13 protein-coding genes are annotated in these 16,068 nt (G+C 54.4%); 3 read left to right on the top strand and 10 right to left on the bottom strand.

What is annotated here, in order from left to right; translation table 11 throughout:
- The first annotated feature begins 16 nt into the window (after positions 1-16).
- Positions 17-1,879, top strand: coding sequence for an AAA family ATPase (locus tag AC6I8A_RS07370; protein WP_256696120.1), 1,863 nt, complete (start codon positions 17-19; stop codon positions 1,877-1,879).
- A gap of 67 nt (positions 1,880-1,946) precedes the next feature.
- Positions 1,947-2,465 (top strand): bifunctional 3-hydroxydecanoyl-ACP dehydratase/trans-2-decenoyl-ACP isomerase, encoded by a 519-nt coding sequence (gene fabA / locus AC6I8A_RS07365; RefSeq protein ID WP_007887361.1) that lies wholly within the window; start codon positions 1,947-1,949, stop codon positions 2,463-2,465.
- 66 nt (positions 2,466-2,531) lie between these two features.
- On the opposite strand, the gene rmf is transcribed toward fabA, so the two are convergent.
- From rmf to rlmKL, 6 genes are all read right to left on the bottom strand, one after another.
- Positions 2,532-2,699, bottom strand: coding sequence for a ribosome modulation factor (rmf, locus tag AC6I8A_RS07360; protein ID WP_071531634.1), 168 nt, complete (start codon positions 2,697-2,699; stop codon positions 2,532-2,534).
- Positions 2,700-2,970: 271 nt separating this feature from the next.
- The gene (pqiC, locus tag AC6I8A_RS07355) at positions 2,971-3,537 is read right to left on the bottom strand and encodes a membrane integrity-associated transporter subunit PqiC (RefSeq protein ID WP_497818256.1); all 567 of its coding nucleotides are present in this window, start codon (positions 3,535-3,537) and stop codon (positions 2,971-2,973) included.
- Positions 3,534-5,177, bottom strand: a complete 1,644-nt coding sequence (gene pqiB / locus AC6I8A_RS07350; protein WP_497818255.1) for an intermembrane transport protein PqiB — start codon at positions 5,175-5,177, stop codon at positions 3,534-3,536. The genes pqiC and pqiB overlap by 4 nt, the downstream gene beginning before the upstream one ends.
- A complete protein-coding gene (gene pqiA / locus AC6I8A_RS07345) occupies positions 5,149-6,432 on the bottom strand; it encodes a membrane integrity-associated transporter subunit PqiA (protein ID WP_256696117.1) in 1,284 nt (427 codons plus the stop codon). Before pqiA ends, pqiB begins: the two co-directional genes overlap by 29 nt.
- Before the next feature lie 15 nt (positions 6,433-6,447).
- A complete protein-coding gene (locus tag AC6I8A_RS07340) occupies positions 6,448-8,358 on the bottom strand; it encodes an ABC transporter ATP-binding protein (protein ID WP_256696116.1) in 1,911 nt (636 codons plus the stop codon).
- A 5-nt stretch (positions 8,359-8,363) separates the two neighbouring features.
- Entirely contained in the window at positions 8,364-10,481 is a 2,118-nt protein-coding gene (gene rlmKL, locus AC6I8A_RS07335; protein ID WP_061717099.1) for a bifunctional 23S rRNA (guanine(2069)-N(7))-methyltransferase RlmK/23S rRNA (guanine(2445)-N(2))-methyltransferase RlmL, read from the bottom strand.
- 108 nt (positions 10,482-10,589) lie between these two features.
- Here rlmKL and AC6I8A_RS07330 point away from each other — a divergent pair, with 108 nt between their 5' ends.
- Positions 10,590-11,699 carry a YcbX family protein gene (locus AC6I8A_RS07330; RefSeq protein WP_256696115.1) on the top strand — a complete coding sequence of 370 codons (1,110 nt, stop codon included), beginning with the start codon at positions 10,590-10,592 and terminating at the stop codon, positions 11,697-11,699.
- Between the two features lie 5 nt (positions 11,700-11,704).
- Here the strand turns inward: AC6I8A_RS07330 and AC6I8A_RS07325 are convergent, their stop codons facing one another.
- The 4 genes from AC6I8A_RS07325 to AC6I8A_RS07310 form a co-directional block, all read right to left on the bottom strand.
- On the bottom strand, positions 11,705-12,247 hold the full coding sequence (locus tag AC6I8A_RS07325) for a cell division protein ZapC (protein WP_256696114.1): 543 nt from the start codon (positions 12,245-12,247) through the stop codon (positions 11,705-11,707).
- A 147-nt stretch (positions 12,248-12,394) separates the two neighbouring features.
- Positions 12,395-13,405 (bottom strand): quinone-dependent dihydroorotate dehydrogenase, encoded by a 1,011-nt coding sequence (gene pyrD, locus AC6I8A_RS07320; RefSeq protein WP_256696113.1) that lies wholly within the window; start codon positions 13,403-13,405, stop codon positions 12,395-12,397.
- A gap of 119 nt (positions 13,406-13,524) precedes the next feature.
- The gene (locus tag AC6I8A_RS07315; RefSeq protein WP_256696112.1) at positions 13,525-14,526 is read right to left on the bottom strand and encodes a glycosyltransferase; all 1,002 of its coding nucleotides are present in this window, start codon (positions 14,524-14,526) and stop codon (positions 13,525-13,527) included.
- Between the two features lie 2 nt (positions 14,527-14,528).
- The gene (locus AC6I8A_RS07310) at positions 14,529-16,046 is read right to left on the bottom strand and encodes a lipopolysaccharide biosynthesis protein (protein ID WP_256696111.1); all 1,518 of its coding nucleotides are present in this window, start codon (positions 16,044-16,046) and stop codon (positions 14,529-14,531) included.
- Positions 16,047-16,068: the final 22 nt, after the last annotated feature.

Here is a 16,068-nt window from a genome sequence, read left to right as displayed (position 1 = left end):
ACAGCTTTTTTCCTGGATGCAGCAAGGAAAAACATGTTGCAGCCGTCACAATCCGGGCCGGAACTCCGCCGTGATTAACCGGGTTGATTCCTGTATAATCGCGCTTTTCCTAAATCAGACTAATGCGAATATTTTGACCAGCACTCAAATTACGTGGCAAGCCCTGCAGCCGGATAGCGACCGCTACCAATCCATTTTCTCGAACGTCTCACTGGAAGATTGCGATAGTCTTGCCGCGGTTCAGCCGCGTCTGCTGAATGCGCTGGCGCATTTGCATCATCAAACCCTGGGTTTCCCACTGCTGCTGTTGCGCAGTCAGGAAAACAGCGATTACCTGGCCTGCATCGCCGATGCAGCGCAACGTTTCCAGCCGGATGAGATTGCTCTCTACGGTGGTGACTATCATGTGATGGGCGATAACGTTAGCCTGCTCGCGCCAACCGATATCAATCGCCCGTTCACCAGCCAGGGCGGCGTGCATTTCGCCGACTGGATTGAAGCTGAGCAACTGTTCGGTTGCGTACGTCAATATAAAGACCGTGTGCAGCCTGAACCGGGCCTACTGCATCGCGCCAATGGCGGCACGTTAATACTTGCGGTCAATACTTTGCTGGCACAGCCGCTGTTGTGGCTGCGTCTGCGTAAGTGCATTGAGCAAGGTCGCTTCGATTGGTATTCACAGGATGAGCGTCAACCGCTGCCCGTCGCCATTCCCTCGCTACCGCTGCAACTGCGTCTGGTACTGTGTGGCGACCGTGATGCACTGGCCGCCTTCCAGGAAATGGACGTCGAAGTTCATGAGATGGCGCTGTACAGCGAATTTGAAGAGAGCTTACAGATTCTCGACGAAGACGACATGACTTCATGGTGCCAGTGGACGCTAACACAAGCTGAACAAGCTGGGTTAGCCCAGCCTGAAGCGGATTTCTGGCCATTGTTGATCACCGAAGCGGCACGCATGACCGGTGATCAAGACACCTTACCGCTTTGCCCACGCTGGCTTCGTCGTCAACTACAGGAAACGGCGCTGCATGGCGACAGCATCAATGCCGAAGCGTTGAAAGAAGCACTGGAAGCACGCCAGTGGCGTGAAGGCTTCCTCGCCGATCGCATGCGCGATGAAATCCTGCTTAATCAGATCATGATTGAGACTGAAGGCGAAGTGGTCGGCCAAATCAATGGCCTTTCGGTGGTTGAGTTCCCGGGTCATCCGCGTCCGTGGGGCGAACCTTCACGCATTACCTGTGTGGTACATCCCGGCGATGGCGAATTCACCGATGTAGAGCGCAAAGCTGAGTTAGGTGGCAACATTCATGCAAAAGGCATGATGATCATGCAAGCCTATCTGATTGCCGAACTGGAGCTGGAGCAACAGTTACCCTTCTCGGCTTCGCTGGTGTTTGAACAATCCTATTCTGAAGTGGATGGCGACAGCGCCTCGCTGGCCGAGCTGTGTGCGTTAATCAGCGCGCTGGCTAATCAACCGGTTAATCAGCAGATTGCGGTAACTGGTTCAGTGGATCAGTTTGGTAACGTGCAGCCCGTCGGTGGCCTGAATGAAAAAATTGAAGGCTTTTTCCACATCTGTAACTCACGTGAACTGACCGGCAAGCAGGGTGTGATTTTCCCTGCCAGTAACGCGCGCCATCTCAGTTTGAATCAGGACGTAGTGGAAGCGGTTAAAGCCGGACAATTCCATCTTTGGGCCATTGAGAGCGTAGATGAAGCGCTGCCGCTGCTGACCGGCATTGTTTGGCAGAGTGAAAGCGGCGAATCACTGCTTAGCACCATTCAGGAACGCATTACCCAGTTGAACCAGCAGGAAGCTCGCCTGCGTCCATGGCCATTACGTTGGCTCAACTGGTTCAACCACAGTTGATAAGATTGCTCAGCGTACAACTGTTCGCTAATATTCGGGCTTCACTAAAAGAAGGCATATTGAGAACATGGTAGATAAACGCGAATCCTATAGTAAAGAAGACCTGGTTGCCTCGGGTCGCGGCGAACTGTTTGGCGAAAATGGACCGCCGCTTCCATCCAACAACATGTTGATGATGGACCGCGTGGTCAAAATGACTGAAGACGGCGGTAAATTCGATAAAGGTTTCGTAGAAGCCGAACTGGATATCCGCCCCGACCTGTGGTTCTTTGACTGCCACTTCATTGGCGATCCGGTGATGCCGGGTTGCCTCGGCCTTGATGCGATGTGGCAGCTGGTTGGCTTCTACCTCGGCTGGCTGGGCGCAGAAGGTAAAGGCCGCGCATTAGGCGTAGGTGAAGTGAAGTTCACTGGACAAGTCCTGCCTACCGCGAAGAAAGTGACCTACAAAATCCACTTCAAGCGTGTGATCAACCGTAAACTGGTGATGGGCGTAGCAGATGGTGAAGTCTTTGTTGACGGGAACCTGATTTACTCTGCTACGGATTTGAAAGTGGGTCTGTTCAAAGACACTTCCGCTTTCTAATCCTTCCAAACGAAAACCTCCGCACGCAGCGGAGGTTTCTTCCATAATGATAGACATCCAGCAGTGCTAGGCCACCGCTGACCTGTCCTCCATGGCTTGACGCCAACCTCCCAACCAGTGAGACCGTGCATCGATCAATTGATAAGGGCATATCTCTTTTGAACGCCCTGTAATCCCGGCTTGGTAGCCTCGTGAATGTGCTCGTTCCAGGCGGTCTCTCTTCTGTCTCTTCATGCCTCGTTTCCCTCATTTTTCAGGTCTGGTGGAATCTGGGTGGAAAGAAAGAGTGGCGATATAATGTTCAACCACAGTAATGTTCTAACCCGATGCAGAAGAAAGGTCAATGCGCAAAATTCACGCCAATGTCATGTTTTTGACGTTAAAGTGCCATGTAGAATTGTCAGTGGAATGTCTATCTGGCTGATTAGGCAATAAAAAAAGCCCCTGATTTGACTGCGATCACACTACAGCAAATCAAGGACTTAGCATAAGCATCGAACAAATCTTAATTTAGCGAAACGACACTATTTGCGATTTGTTGCGCCGTTTGCTGCCAGCCGAGAGCCAGAGTACGCACCAACGCATCATAGCCATCTTCAGTTTGCGGCAGCGTCAGATTAAAGCCATGTTTGATTAGGCGCCCTTGATGCTGCAGTAACCATTCGCCACTCACCACCACTTGCCCATCGTAACGTCCCTGGAAACCGGTGACATTGACGGAGAGCGTGTCGTGGCTATCGCCCAGCGGAGCACCAGCAACCAAACGGCCAGGCAGCGCTTTGCTGAGATTAATGATCAGCGTTTGCTGCAGCTGTTGATCGAGCGGACTGGCCCACAAGTTATTGGCCGCAATCACGTACTTCACATCGCTGGTCTGATACACCAGGCCATTGCCCGCCATATAATCCGGCACTGTCACCTGCTCGACCCAAATCATCGGCTGTCCAGTGCCAGCGGCACTTTCAACGCGCGCCACATTATTGCCTGTCGGCAGCTGATAATAGGTATTTTCAACGGTGCTGCTGCAGCCTGTTAGCAGCAACAGCGCCCCGATCATTAGCCCTTTTTTCACTGTTTCGCCCTCTTTGGCTGTGGATCCTGGCCCGGCTTGGCTTCAAACACCAGCGCGTTACTTTTGCTATTCAGCGTTTTCAGCACCGGCTGCAGCTCACGCAGCACCTGATCAAGCCGCTGCATATCGCCCACCAGCTTGCTGTAAGCCGGTGAACCTGGCTGCAGCCCTTTCATGCTGCGATTCAGTTCACGCAGGGTTTGCTGCATGTCTGAAGGCAGCGTTTTCATCGCTGGGTTTGCGGTGATCTGATTGAGATTATCCAGCGTCTTCTGCAGCTGTTGCAGCGTGCGCTGGCTCTCTTTCAAGGTACCGGTGGCTTCATTCAGCAAAGGATTAAGTGGCAAGCCGTTAATCTTATCCAGCGCCGCCATCAATTTCTGCTGAATCTGCGCCAGGCCACCGCTGACGGTTGGAATCACTTCCAGTTCCGCCACTTCGTTCGGGCCTTTATATGCCGGTGCATTGTCGTAGAAATCGAGGTCGATAAATAGCGCGCCAGACAGCAGGTTGCCGGTTTTCAGCGTCGCACGCAGACCGCGTTTTTTGCCTTCCTGCAGATGCTGCTCAAGATTGAAATCTCCGCCCAGACGATTAACAAAACGATCCGGCTCAATGCGAATCAGCACCGGCACGCGATAGTCAGTATTCAGCGCCTGATTCACACCCGGAATCATGTAAGGCACTTGTGACACTGTACCCAGACGAATGCCACGGAACTCAACCGGTGCGCCAACCTGCAAGCCACGAATCGAATCGGTGAAGAACAGCAGGAAATCGGTGTGAGCACTGTAAAGCGAATCCTGGATGCTGCGCTGATCGTCGTACAGATGGTATTCCGCTTTGTTCTCCGCAGCACGGCCCAGCTCAGCGCCGTCCGGCACGTCAAAACTGACGCCGCCGCTGAACAGTGTGGTGAGCGATCCCATCTCTACGCGCATGCCGGATGCCGACATATCCACCGCAATGCCGCTGTCTTTCCAGAAGCGCACATTGGTGGTAATGAGGCGATCGTAGGGCGCCGAGATAAACAGCTGATAAGCCATCATACGTTTATCGGTATCAAAGGTGCTGGTTTCCACCGAGCCGACACGATAACCCCGGAACAGCACCGGATCACCCGGATTCAACTGTCCCGCTTTTTTACTGTCAAGCGTGACACGAATCCCTTTGGCATCCGGCGGTGCTAACGGCGGTGCATCCAGCAATTGGTATCTCTCTGGCTTATCACCCTTCGCGCCCGGCTGCAGTTCGATATAAGCACCCGATAACAATGTGCCTAAACCGGAAATACCTTCGCGGCCAATTTGCGGTTTAACTACCCAAAATGCGCTGTCGCCTTGCAGCAGCTTTTCCATACCAGAGTTGAGACGCGCTTTAATCTCAACGTGGTGCAAATCATCGGTCAGAACCGCGCTTTCCACCACGCCAACGTTAACGCTGCGGCTCTTAATGGCGGTTTTACCGGCTTCGATGCCTTCCGCGTTCTCGGTAATCAGCGTCACTTCCGGACCCTGATGGCTGAAGTGATAAAAAAGAATCCATCCGCCGATTAACAGCGTGACGATGGGTACAATCCAGACCGGTGACCAGCGTTTAATCTGGTCGACCTTAGCAGTCCCGTGATGGTTGTCCGTCAAGACGCGGCTCCTTACGTTCAGTTTCTCGTTGTCGATCCCACAGTAGGCGCGGATCAAAGGTCATGGCGGCAAACATCGTGAGAATCACCACCATGGCAAACAGCAGCGCACCCGGCGCAGGATACACACTCATCAGTCGTCCCATGCGCACCAGAGCGGAGAGAACGGCGATGACAAACACATCAATCATTGACCAGCGGCCAACGAACTCAACCACCTCATAAACCACGTGCATCTTTTCATCATCGCGTCCGCCGCGTCCGCTGCCGTGCCAGCACAGCCAGGCAATCGCCAGCATTTTCAGCGAAGGCACCATGATACTGGCGATGAAGATCACCAGCGCTACCGGCCACGAACCGTCGCTCCACAGCAAAATCACCCCGGCCATAATGTTCGAGGGATATTGCGAACCGAGCGTTTCGGTCACCATGATCGGCATGATATTGGAGGGAATGTAGAGCATCACCGAGGTGATCAGCAGCGCCAGCGTCCATTGCAGACTGTGCTTGCGGCGCGCATGCGCCTTCACACCACAACGCGGACACGCCAGTTGGTCGGCGGGCAGAATAGCGGTGCAACAAGGGCAGCTACGCAAACCCTGCTTTAAGCCGCTAACACCGGCCAGCGGCACTTTCGGCAGCGGCGGTAACGGATCGATACGTTGCCACACCCAGCGGCGATCAACACATTGAAACGCCCGCAAATGCAGCACGCAGAACAGGCACCACGGCCAGAAACTGCTGCCGAGGCCAATCTCGCCATACGCCATCAGCTTGACGAAACTGACCAGCACGCCGGCCATAAAGATTTCCGCCATGCCCCAGCTACGCAGCTGAAACAGCACGCGCGCCAATCCAAGCCGCAGGTTATGCGGCATGCGAACGTTATTGACCAGCAGGATAATGGTGATCATGCAGAAGGCGGGAATGCCCTGCACAAACAGCAGAAACAGCGTTGCCAGGCTGCGGTAATCTTCACGATCCATCACCTGCGGAATTTCGAGCAGCGATATCTGGCTGCTCAATCCCGCGACGTGCATATTGATGAAAGGAAACAGATTGGCCAGCACCAGCATAAACAGCGCCGAAAGGGCGTAGCCGGTCGGACGTCGACGCGGCTCCTGCCAGTTGGCTTGCAGCGTGGTGTGACAACGCGGGCAACGCGCACGGCTGCCGACCGGTACAGCGGGCAGCTTTACTGTTAAATCACACTGTGGACAAAGACTCCACTGATGCGCTTGATCCGCTGCACACATGCTGACTCCTTCCGATTACGCGCCGTTTTTCAGCGCTTCCAGCTCTTCCCAACGTTCAAACGCCACTTCCAGTTCCTGCTCGGTTTGCGCTAACGCATCCAGAACGGGCTGGGTTTTATCGTGTGGCTGGCTGAAGAAGTCCGGATGACTCATTTTAGCCTGCAACTCACCGATGCGGGTTTCCAGCTGTTCGAGTTTTTGCGGCAGCTGTTCCAGCTCACGTGCCAGGTTATAGCTTAGCTTGTTGGCTGGACGTTTGGCGACGTCACTTTTCTCTGCTGTTTTCGTCGGTGCAGCCGGTTTGGCCTGAGTGGCTTTGCCTTGCTTATACGCGGCGCGCTGCTGCTGAGCATCGTGATAGCCCCCCACAAAGGTACCGATTTCGCCGTTGCCTTCGAAGATCCAGCATTCAGTCACGGTGTTGTCGACGAATTGACGATCGTGGCTCACCAGCATCACGGTGCCCTGATAACCATCCACCAGCTCTTCCAGCAGCTCCAGCGTTTCGACGTCGAGGTCGTTGGTTGGTTCATCGAGAATCAGCAGGTTGCTTGGCTTAAGGAACAGACGTGCCAGCAGCAGGCGGTTACGTTCACCGCCAGACAAGGCGCGCACTGGCGTCATGGCGCGTTTCGGATGGAACAGGAAGTCCTGCAGATAACCGAGCACGTGGCGCGGTTTGCCGTTAACCATCACTTCCTGTTTACCTTCAGCGAGGTTATCCATCACGGTACGATCCGGATCCAGCTCAGCGCGGTGCTGATCGAAGTAAGCGATTTCCAGCTTGGTACCGCAATGCACGCGGCCGCTGTCGGCTTTCAGCTGATCCAGCATCAAACGCAGCAAGGTGGTTTTACCGCAACCGTTCGGGCCAATCAGGGCGATTTTGTCGCCGCGCTGCACCTGAGTAGAGAAGTCTTTCACCAGGGTTTTGCCACCCACACTGTAATTGACATCTTCCATCTCAAACACGATTTTGCCTGAACGTGCCGCTTCGCCGACTTGCATATTGGCTTTGCCCATCACTTCACGACGAGCAGAGCGCTCGTTACGCAGCGCTTTCAAGGCACGTACACGGCCTTCGTTACGCGTGCGGCGCGCTTTGATGCCCTGACGGATCCACACTTCTTCCTGCGCCAGCTTGCGGTCGAATTCGGCGTTTTGCATCTCTTCGACGCGCAGCGCTTCTTCTTTACCGGTCAGGAACAGATCGTAGTTGCCCGGCCAGGAAACCAGCTTGCCGCGATCGAGATCGACAATACGCGTTGCCATGTTGCGGATAAATGAACGGTCATGCGAGATGAACACGATACTGCCGCTAAAGGTCTTGAGGAACGTTTCCAGCCAGTCGATGGTTTCGATATCGAGGTGGTTCGTCGGTTCGTCGAGCATCAGCACGCGCGGGTTGCTCACCAGCGCGCGGCCCAATGCCGCTTTACGCAGCCAGCCGCCGGAAAGCGAGGACAACTCGGTATCCGCATCCAAACCAATCTGCAGCAGCACGTCGTTAATACGGCTATCCAGCTGCCACAGATTTTGATGGTCAAGAATGGTTTGCAGACGGCCCATCTCGTTGAGGTTCTTCTCGCTCGGATCTTCCATCACCAGATGGGAAATCGCGTGATAAGCCTTGAGATGCTCAGCCTGCTCGGCCACGCCTTCGGCAACGAAGTCGTAAACCGAGCCGGTAATGTTGCGTGGCGGATCCTGTTGCAGACGCGCCACCACCAAATCCTGCTCATAAATGATGCGGCCATCATCCAGCGGCTGTTCGCCGTTGATGATTTTCATCAGCGTCGATTTACCGGCGCCGTTACGGCCAACCAGACAGACGCGTTCGCCCTCTTCGATATGCAGTTCGGTGTTATCCAACAGCGGCGCATCGCTGAACGAGAGGTAAGCGCCATGGATACTGATCAGTGACATAAAACTTATTCCTTACCGGCGTGGCTAACCAGCCAGCAGTTGTGAATTTGACGGTTGCGCGCGAAATCCTGCGACAGCGTTTTTTGGGTAATTTCCTGCGCCTGCAGACCCAGACGTTCTAAGCCGTCGAGATCCATTTTGAAGCCGCGCTTATTGTTGGAGAACATAATGGTGCCACCGCGACGCAGCAGACGTTTCAGGTTCTGCATCAGCATCATGTGATCGCGCTGCACGTCGAAATCGTCTTCCATGCGCTTAGAGTTAGAGAACGTCGGCGGATCGATAAAAATCAAATCGAACTGTTCGTCACTCTCGCGCAGCCAGCTCAGGCAATCCGCGTGCATCAGGCGGTGCTGACGACCGGTTAAACCGTTAAGACGCAGGTTGCGCTCGGCCCATTCGAGATAGGTACGCGACATATCTACGGTGGTGGTGGTTTTCGCGCCACCCAAACCGGCGTGCACGCTGGCGGTGCCGGTGTAGGCAAACAGATTCAGGAAATCTTTGCCTGCGCTCATTTTGCCCAGCATCTGGCGTGCGATACGGTGATCGAGGAACAAACCAGTATCCAGATAATCGGTGAGATTCACCAGCAGGCGCGCATCAAATTCCTGCACTTCGAAGAAATCGCCCTTCTCGCCCAGCTTTTGATACTGGCTTTTGCCTTTCTGGCGCTCGCGGGTTTTCATCACCAGACGATTCGCCGGGATCTCCAACACGCTCAGCGTTGCACTAATTACATCGAACAGACGCTGACGCGCTTTGTTGGCGTCCACGGTTTTCGGTGGCGCATACTCCTGGATCACCACCCAATCAGCGTAACGATCGACCGCCACGTTGTACTCTGGCAGATCGGCGTCATACAGACGATAACAGTCGATATTCGACTGGCGCGCCCATTTATCCAGTTTCTTCAGATTCTTACGCAGGCGGTTAGCAAAATCTTCCGCAATCTGCGCGCCGCCTTCTGCGCTGGTCGCAGCCAGCTGATAGTTTTTCTGCACGCACTCGAGCGGGCCGTTTTTGGCTTTGAACTGGCGATCGGCACGCAGTTGCAAGCAACTCAGCAGCTCCGGCGAGGCGCTGAACAGCGACAGATTCCAGCCGCCGAAATTCTGCTTCATGATGCGGCCCAACTGGCTGTGCAGCGCAATCAGCGCCGGTTCGCTTTCCAGACGTTCACCGTACGGCGGGTTGCTTAATACCGTGCCGGTAATCTCTTTGCCCGCCAGCGGATTTTTCAGCTTGATCACATCCTGCTGCGCGAAGGTGAACAGCTCGAACACGCCGGCACGACGAGCATTGGCGCGCGCCGATTCCAGCACGCGGCTGTCATTATCGTAGCCAAAGAAACGGGCGGTCGCCGCAGCGGTACCCACGCGTGCGCGCTCTTTCGCGGCAGCATGAACTTCCTGCCAGACCGCCTGATTGTGTTTCTTCCAGCGATTGAAGCCCCAATGGGTACGCAACAGGCCAGGCGCGCGATCGCAGGCGATCAGCGCCGCTTCCAACAGCAGCGTGCCGGAACCACACATTGGATCGACCAGCGGCGTGCTGCTCTGCCAACCCGAACGCATCACAATCGCCGCCGCTAAGGTTTCTTTTAACGGCGCCGCGCCGGTTTGCTGGCGATAGCCGCGCTGATGCAGTGAATCACCGCTCAGATCCAGCGCGATGCTGACGCGATCTTTGTTCAGCCACGCATTGATGCGAATGCCCGGTTGTTCACGATCAACGTTCGGGCGTTCCAGATTCTGGCGGGTAAAGCTGTCCACGATGGCATCTTTAATACGCAACGCACCGAACTGGCTGTTGCGGATCACCTCATTGGTGCCGCTAAAATGGATGGCAAAACTGGTGTTGCTGTCGAACATCTCGGTCCATGGAATACTTTGCGCACCCACGTAAAGATCGAGATCGCTCCAGACGCCAAATTCTCCCAGCGGCAGCAAAATGCGCGAAGCCAAACGGCTCCACAGCAGGCTTTGGTACATTACATGGTCGTCGGCCTGAAAGTGGACGCCGCCCTGCACCACCTGCAAATCCTGCGCACCCAGCGCGTCTAGCTCACTTTTCAACAGCTCTTCGAGCCCACGCGCCGTACTGGCAAACAGAGAATTCATATCGTCACTTTTTACTCTTGCTTAAATTGCTGCGCATTATAGCGAATCAGCGTGCTATGTCATAAAGTTAGCTTCTTTTAAACTTATGACCCTGTTTCTGGAGTGGTGATGATTACGCTTTCACGCCTTTACATCCATCCCGTTAAATCTATGCGCGGTCTGCAACTGTCGCATGCGCAGGTGCTGGAAAGCGGTCTGGGCTTTGATCGCATCTTTATGGTGACCGAACTGGACGGCACGTTTGTCACCGCGCGCCAGTTTCCGGAAATGGTGCGTTTCACGCCTGCGCTGCTGCCGGATGGCCTGTTTTTACAAGCACCAGATGGATCGCAGGCGCTGATCCGCTTTAATGATTTTACCGCTGAGCAGTCACCTACCGAAGTATGGGGCAACCATTTCACCGCGCGTATTGCACCGGAAACGATTAATAGCTGGTTGAGCACCTTCTTCCCGCGTCCGGTGCAACTGCGCTGGACCGGCGCGGAACCGACGCGCCGTGTGAAGCGTTTTGATCATGTGCCGCTGAGCTTTGCTGACGGTTTTCCCTACTTGCTGGTGAACATGGCCTCGTTGCAGGATCTGCAACAACGCTGTCCGGCCAGCGTGCGTGTTGAGCAGTTCCGACCCAATCTGGTCGTAAGCGGCGCGGCCGCATGGGAAGAAGATAGTTGGAAACGTCTGCAAATTGGCGAGATTACCTTTGAGATGCCGAAGCCGTGCAGCCGCTGCGTGTTTACCACCGTCGGCACCGAAACGGGTCAAAAACATCCTAATGGCGAACCGCTCACCACCTTGCAGGGTTTCCGCAGCGCGCAGGATGGCAGCGGCGATATTGATTTCGGCCTGAATTTGATTGCGCTCAATAGCGGCATTATTCGCGTTGGCGATGCGGTGACCATTTTAGAGAAGCAAACGCCGCGCGCATACGGTGCGGGCGCCGTGGTCGAAACGCTGGCACCTGACGCTAGCAGCCACAGCGCAGTAACTATCGATTATCAGGGAGCGAGCTTTAGCGGCGACAATCAGCAAGTGTTGCTGGAACAACTGGAGATGCAGGGTTTCCGCATTCCCTACTCGTGCCGCGCCGGACTTTGTGGCAGCTGCAAAGTGACGTTGGTCGCGGGTGAAGTGAAAGCACTGAAGAAAAGCGCGGTGCGCGCAGATGGCACGATCTTAAGCTGCAGCTGTATTCCGGCAGGCGATATCGAACTGGCGTAAGCCGATCACACCGCCCGCGCGAAGTGGGCGGTTTGTTCCTGCTGCTGTGGACGCAGACGATCGTTCATGATCTTGATCGCATCACCCAGCTGCATACCTTTACCCGCCACGCTTAACGCGTTTTGCGCCAACAAGCACAGCGCCGCATTTTCACCGCTTTCAACCACAAACAGTTGTGCCTTTTCGCCGCTATCGGCCAGCGTCACCGCCACCATATCGCCTGCAGCCGGCTGCCAGCTGTGTGCGTGATTGGTGAAGTGCCAGCTTTTAGGCATCAGGGGTTTGAGAAATCGGCTGGCCACCAGCGCGTTTAATACTAATTCGGCACGCTGATCGCCTTTTAATCCACTCTGACGGCAACGTTCTTCAAAAGTAAAATAGAGCGCGGCGTCATCAACGCAAAAACCGCTGACATTAAATGCATCAGGCGTCAGCATTTTGCGCGAGAAGCGCGAGCGAAATAACATGCCGTCGGCTAAATCCAGCATCATGCGGTCATGCTCTGCGTCGAAATACCAACGCCAGTTGTCATCAGGTTTGATTTTCATGATCTGCCCTGTGGTTTATCGCTGCGCTAAATGGCGCTTAATTAAAAAATAAATCTGAGAAAAAGCTGAAAAATGCACCAGCAGGACAAAATATAAACGAGCCGAAGGGATAAATAAACCCCTCGGCGCAGTAAAGTGGGAAATGTCTTAGAGGTGGGTCACGATATCTTTAATTAAGCCTGGGCCTTTATAAATAAATCCGGAGTATATCTGCACTAATGTTGCACCTGCGGCAATTTTCTCGCGCGCAGAAACCAGGGAATCAATACCACCGACGCCAATAATAGGTAAGCGGCCCTGCAGCTCTTGCGCCAGGCGGCGAATCACTTCGGTACTGCGTGACTGCACCGGACGACCACTTAATCCGCCCGCTTCTTCGGCATATTTAAGGCCGGTCACCAGCGAACGATCGAGCGTGGTATTGGTGGCAATCACACCATCAATATTGTGGCGCACCAAACTGTCGGCAACCTGGATCAATTCTTCTTCGGTAAGATCCGGCGCGATCTTTACCGCCACCGGCACATATTTAAGGTGCCGTTCTTGCAGCTCTCGCTGTTTTAATTTGATGGCGGAGAGAAGATCGTCCAGCGCTTCACCATATTGCAGCGTGCGTAATCCTGGCGTGTTCGGTGAGGAAATATTGATGGCAATATAACCGGCGTGGGCATATACCTTTTCCATGCAAATCAGATAATCGTCTTTACCATTCTCAACCGGCGTATCTTTATTTTTGCCAATATTGATGCCGAGAATGCCTTTAAAGCGCGACTTTTTGACGTTGGCGATCAGATGATCAACGCCGTGATTATTAAACCCCATGCGGTTAATAATCCCTTCCGCAGGCACTAAGCGGAACATACGCGGTTTATCATTTCCCGGTTGCGCCAGCGGCGTTACCGTTCCCACTTCGACAAAACCAAAGCCCATCGCGCCGAAGGCATCAATGCACTCGGCATTTTTGTCGAGGCCGGCGGCTAAGCCGAGCGCGTTCGGGAAGGTTAATCCCATGCAGGTGACCGGACGGGATGGCAGCGACTGGCGAATCAGCCCTTCCAGCGGGGTGCCGCTGATAAAACGCAGTTGTTGAAAGGTGAGTTCGTGCGCACGCTCAGGATCAAGCTTAAACAGCGCCGGCCGGACGATAGGATATAACATGCACTCTCCTCAATGACGGAAACCAGGGAAGTCGGGGTGCACGGGAAAATGTGCGCCAGAATGGTAAGGTGCTCTGGCGCAAAAGTAAATTGTTCTACTGCATCACAATTTGATCGTTATCAGCGTCGTGCAGAATAGCGGCCAAGCTGTTCACGACACGCCTGCAGGCCACTGTAAATCGTCGGGCAATACCACATCAGCTTCAGACGCGCGCTGTGCTGCAACACATTACGCACCAGCTGATTCACCTGCGGCTGCCAGTCTGTCGGGATCACCATATGATTTTTGCGGATCTGCGCCAGACAGCTGTGCATCACCGTTTGGTAATAGCTATCCAGCAAGGCCGCATCCACCGGCAGTTGCTGTTCACGCAGGAATTGTTCGCTGCTTTGGCGCGCAATGAAGTAGTTTTTCACATAGGAAAAATCGCGCGTGCTCTGCGACAACGAGGTCACCATAAAGCGTTTGTAGTAGTAGCTTTGGCTAGTGCAATAAATATTACGCGCCTGCAGATAGAGCGCGAACATGTACGGTGCATCTTCATGGTTCTGGATCGGCAGAAACTGCAGCGCCAGTTGATCAATCAAGCGACGCGAAATGATGCTGCTCCACACTACGCGGTGCGCCGACTGATGCTGCATCAGCGTACGCAAGCTGGTGCTGCCGCCGGGCAATAATCCACTGACATGACGCTGGTGAATGGTTTGATAGTGGCGCTGCGCGGCGGGCAGATCGAAGAACATCTTTGCGCCAAAGCAGAACAGGTCAATATCCTCATGGCGCGCCTGCACGCGACGGAAGTCGGCAAACAAGTCGGTGGAGACAAAATCATCCGCATCCATGAAGTAAACAAAATCGCCGGTTGCTACAGCGAGCCCTTTCATACGCGCCGCGCTGACGCCGCCGCGCTCGCCGCTCAGCAGCATCACCTGCGGGTGCTGGGCCGCAAACGCCGTTAGCCAGGCCACGCTGCTGTCGCTGGAGCCATCGTCGATGACAATGATCTGTTCGGGCGGCGATGACTGACGCAACAAAGAACTCATCGCTTCTGGCAGCCAGGGCGCGCAATTCCAGTTCGGTATGATGACAGAAACCGTAGGGATACGGTGAGATGACATCATGCTCATCCTCTTTCCTCAACGTTAAACAACGGAATTCTGAGACGCTTCAACACCACGCTGTGCAGCAGGCAGCAGACACCAAGATTGAATGCGCCAATCAAGCCGAGCCACAGCAGGTTGATCCAGCGATTTTGATTCCACTCGATAGGCAAGAAAGTGCTCAACCAGGCGATGGCGGCGGAAACCGCCCAAATCAGCATCACGTCGCGGGTTAACCAGGTGAAATGAATGCCCGGCGCGAAGCGGCGATGCACCAACCATGCCCAACCCACCAGATAGAAGATGTTTTGTCCCAGCCACAACCAACCGGTACCCAATGCGCCGTAGTGAACGGCACACCAGATGTTGAGCGGCACCAGCAGCACGGCAAAGCAGGTGAAACCTTTCATGTGCAGCTTGAGGTTGCCGTTGATGTATTGCAGGTGATAGAGCAAGCCACAGATGGCCTGAATGCCGCTGCCCAATGCGTACAGGCTGAGAACAAACGACATCTCATCAACAATCTGACTCTTCTGCGTCCATGCCCACAGCAGCGGGCCGGCGTAACAGGCAATAGTAATGCTGAGCGGCGCCATAAAGATGGCCACCGCCTGCGTGGTGTAGCGATAGAGTTTCAGCGACTCCGCATCGCCCTCTTTACGGGTTTTCATGCCGGTCATGCGTGGCACAATCGCCTGCATGATCGGGCTGCTGAGCAGCAAAATGCCGGTCGCGGCCGTCGCCACCACGGTAAACGAACCGTATTCGCTCAGCGGCAACGTTTTGGAGAGCACCAATCGGTCGATTTGCGAAATAAAGGTCCACACCGCACTGGAGAATGCCGCGCTGAGGGCAAAGCGAATAAAGGGTTTCAGCACCTCTTTCAGATCGCCGCGCTTCTCTTTGCGCGCCGCTTTGGGAATCAGCTGGCAGGATTTGTAGATACAGCAGGCCGCTTCAGCAATCGACACCAGCAGCTGCCAGATAAAGAACGCCAATACCGGATTGGAGAAGAACTGGATTACCAGCACCGCGCCGAAAGTGCGCAAGGTGGTGATGATCAAGTTGACGCCGTTCAGCCACACTTGATGTTCGAAGCCGACAATCACGCTGCGATACGGACTGGTGCGCCAGCGAATCGCGGCGGTGATCACCATAATCGCCACGGCAATCACCACATCACCCGCAGGCAGATGACGTGCATCCAGCCAGTGCGTGGCAATCCATGGCGTTGCCAGCCAACCCAATACCACCAGCACAATGGTGGAGCACAGGAAGAATTTGGTCAGCGTGGCAAACAGCGCTGGGAACCAGACGAATTCCGCCTGATTGGCACGATAACGCGCCGCTTCCCGCATTAAGGTAGTAGAAACACCGGCATCCAGTAATTGCAACCAGGTTAATAAGATCGAAAAGAAGCCCACTAAACCGTAGGCTTCCATTCCTAAGTGTTGAATATAAAGTGGTACAACCAAAATACCTGACAGCGTCAGATAGATTTGACCAACATAGTTGGCAATCGCGTTACGTTTTATAGACATAGGTGTTTTGGCATCTGGGGAT

The organism is Pantoea sp. X-Soil-ISGK-275 (assembly GCF_059730795.1).
Note: the sequence above shows the minus strand (reverse complement) of the source record. Positions and strands in the feature narration are given on the sequence as shown.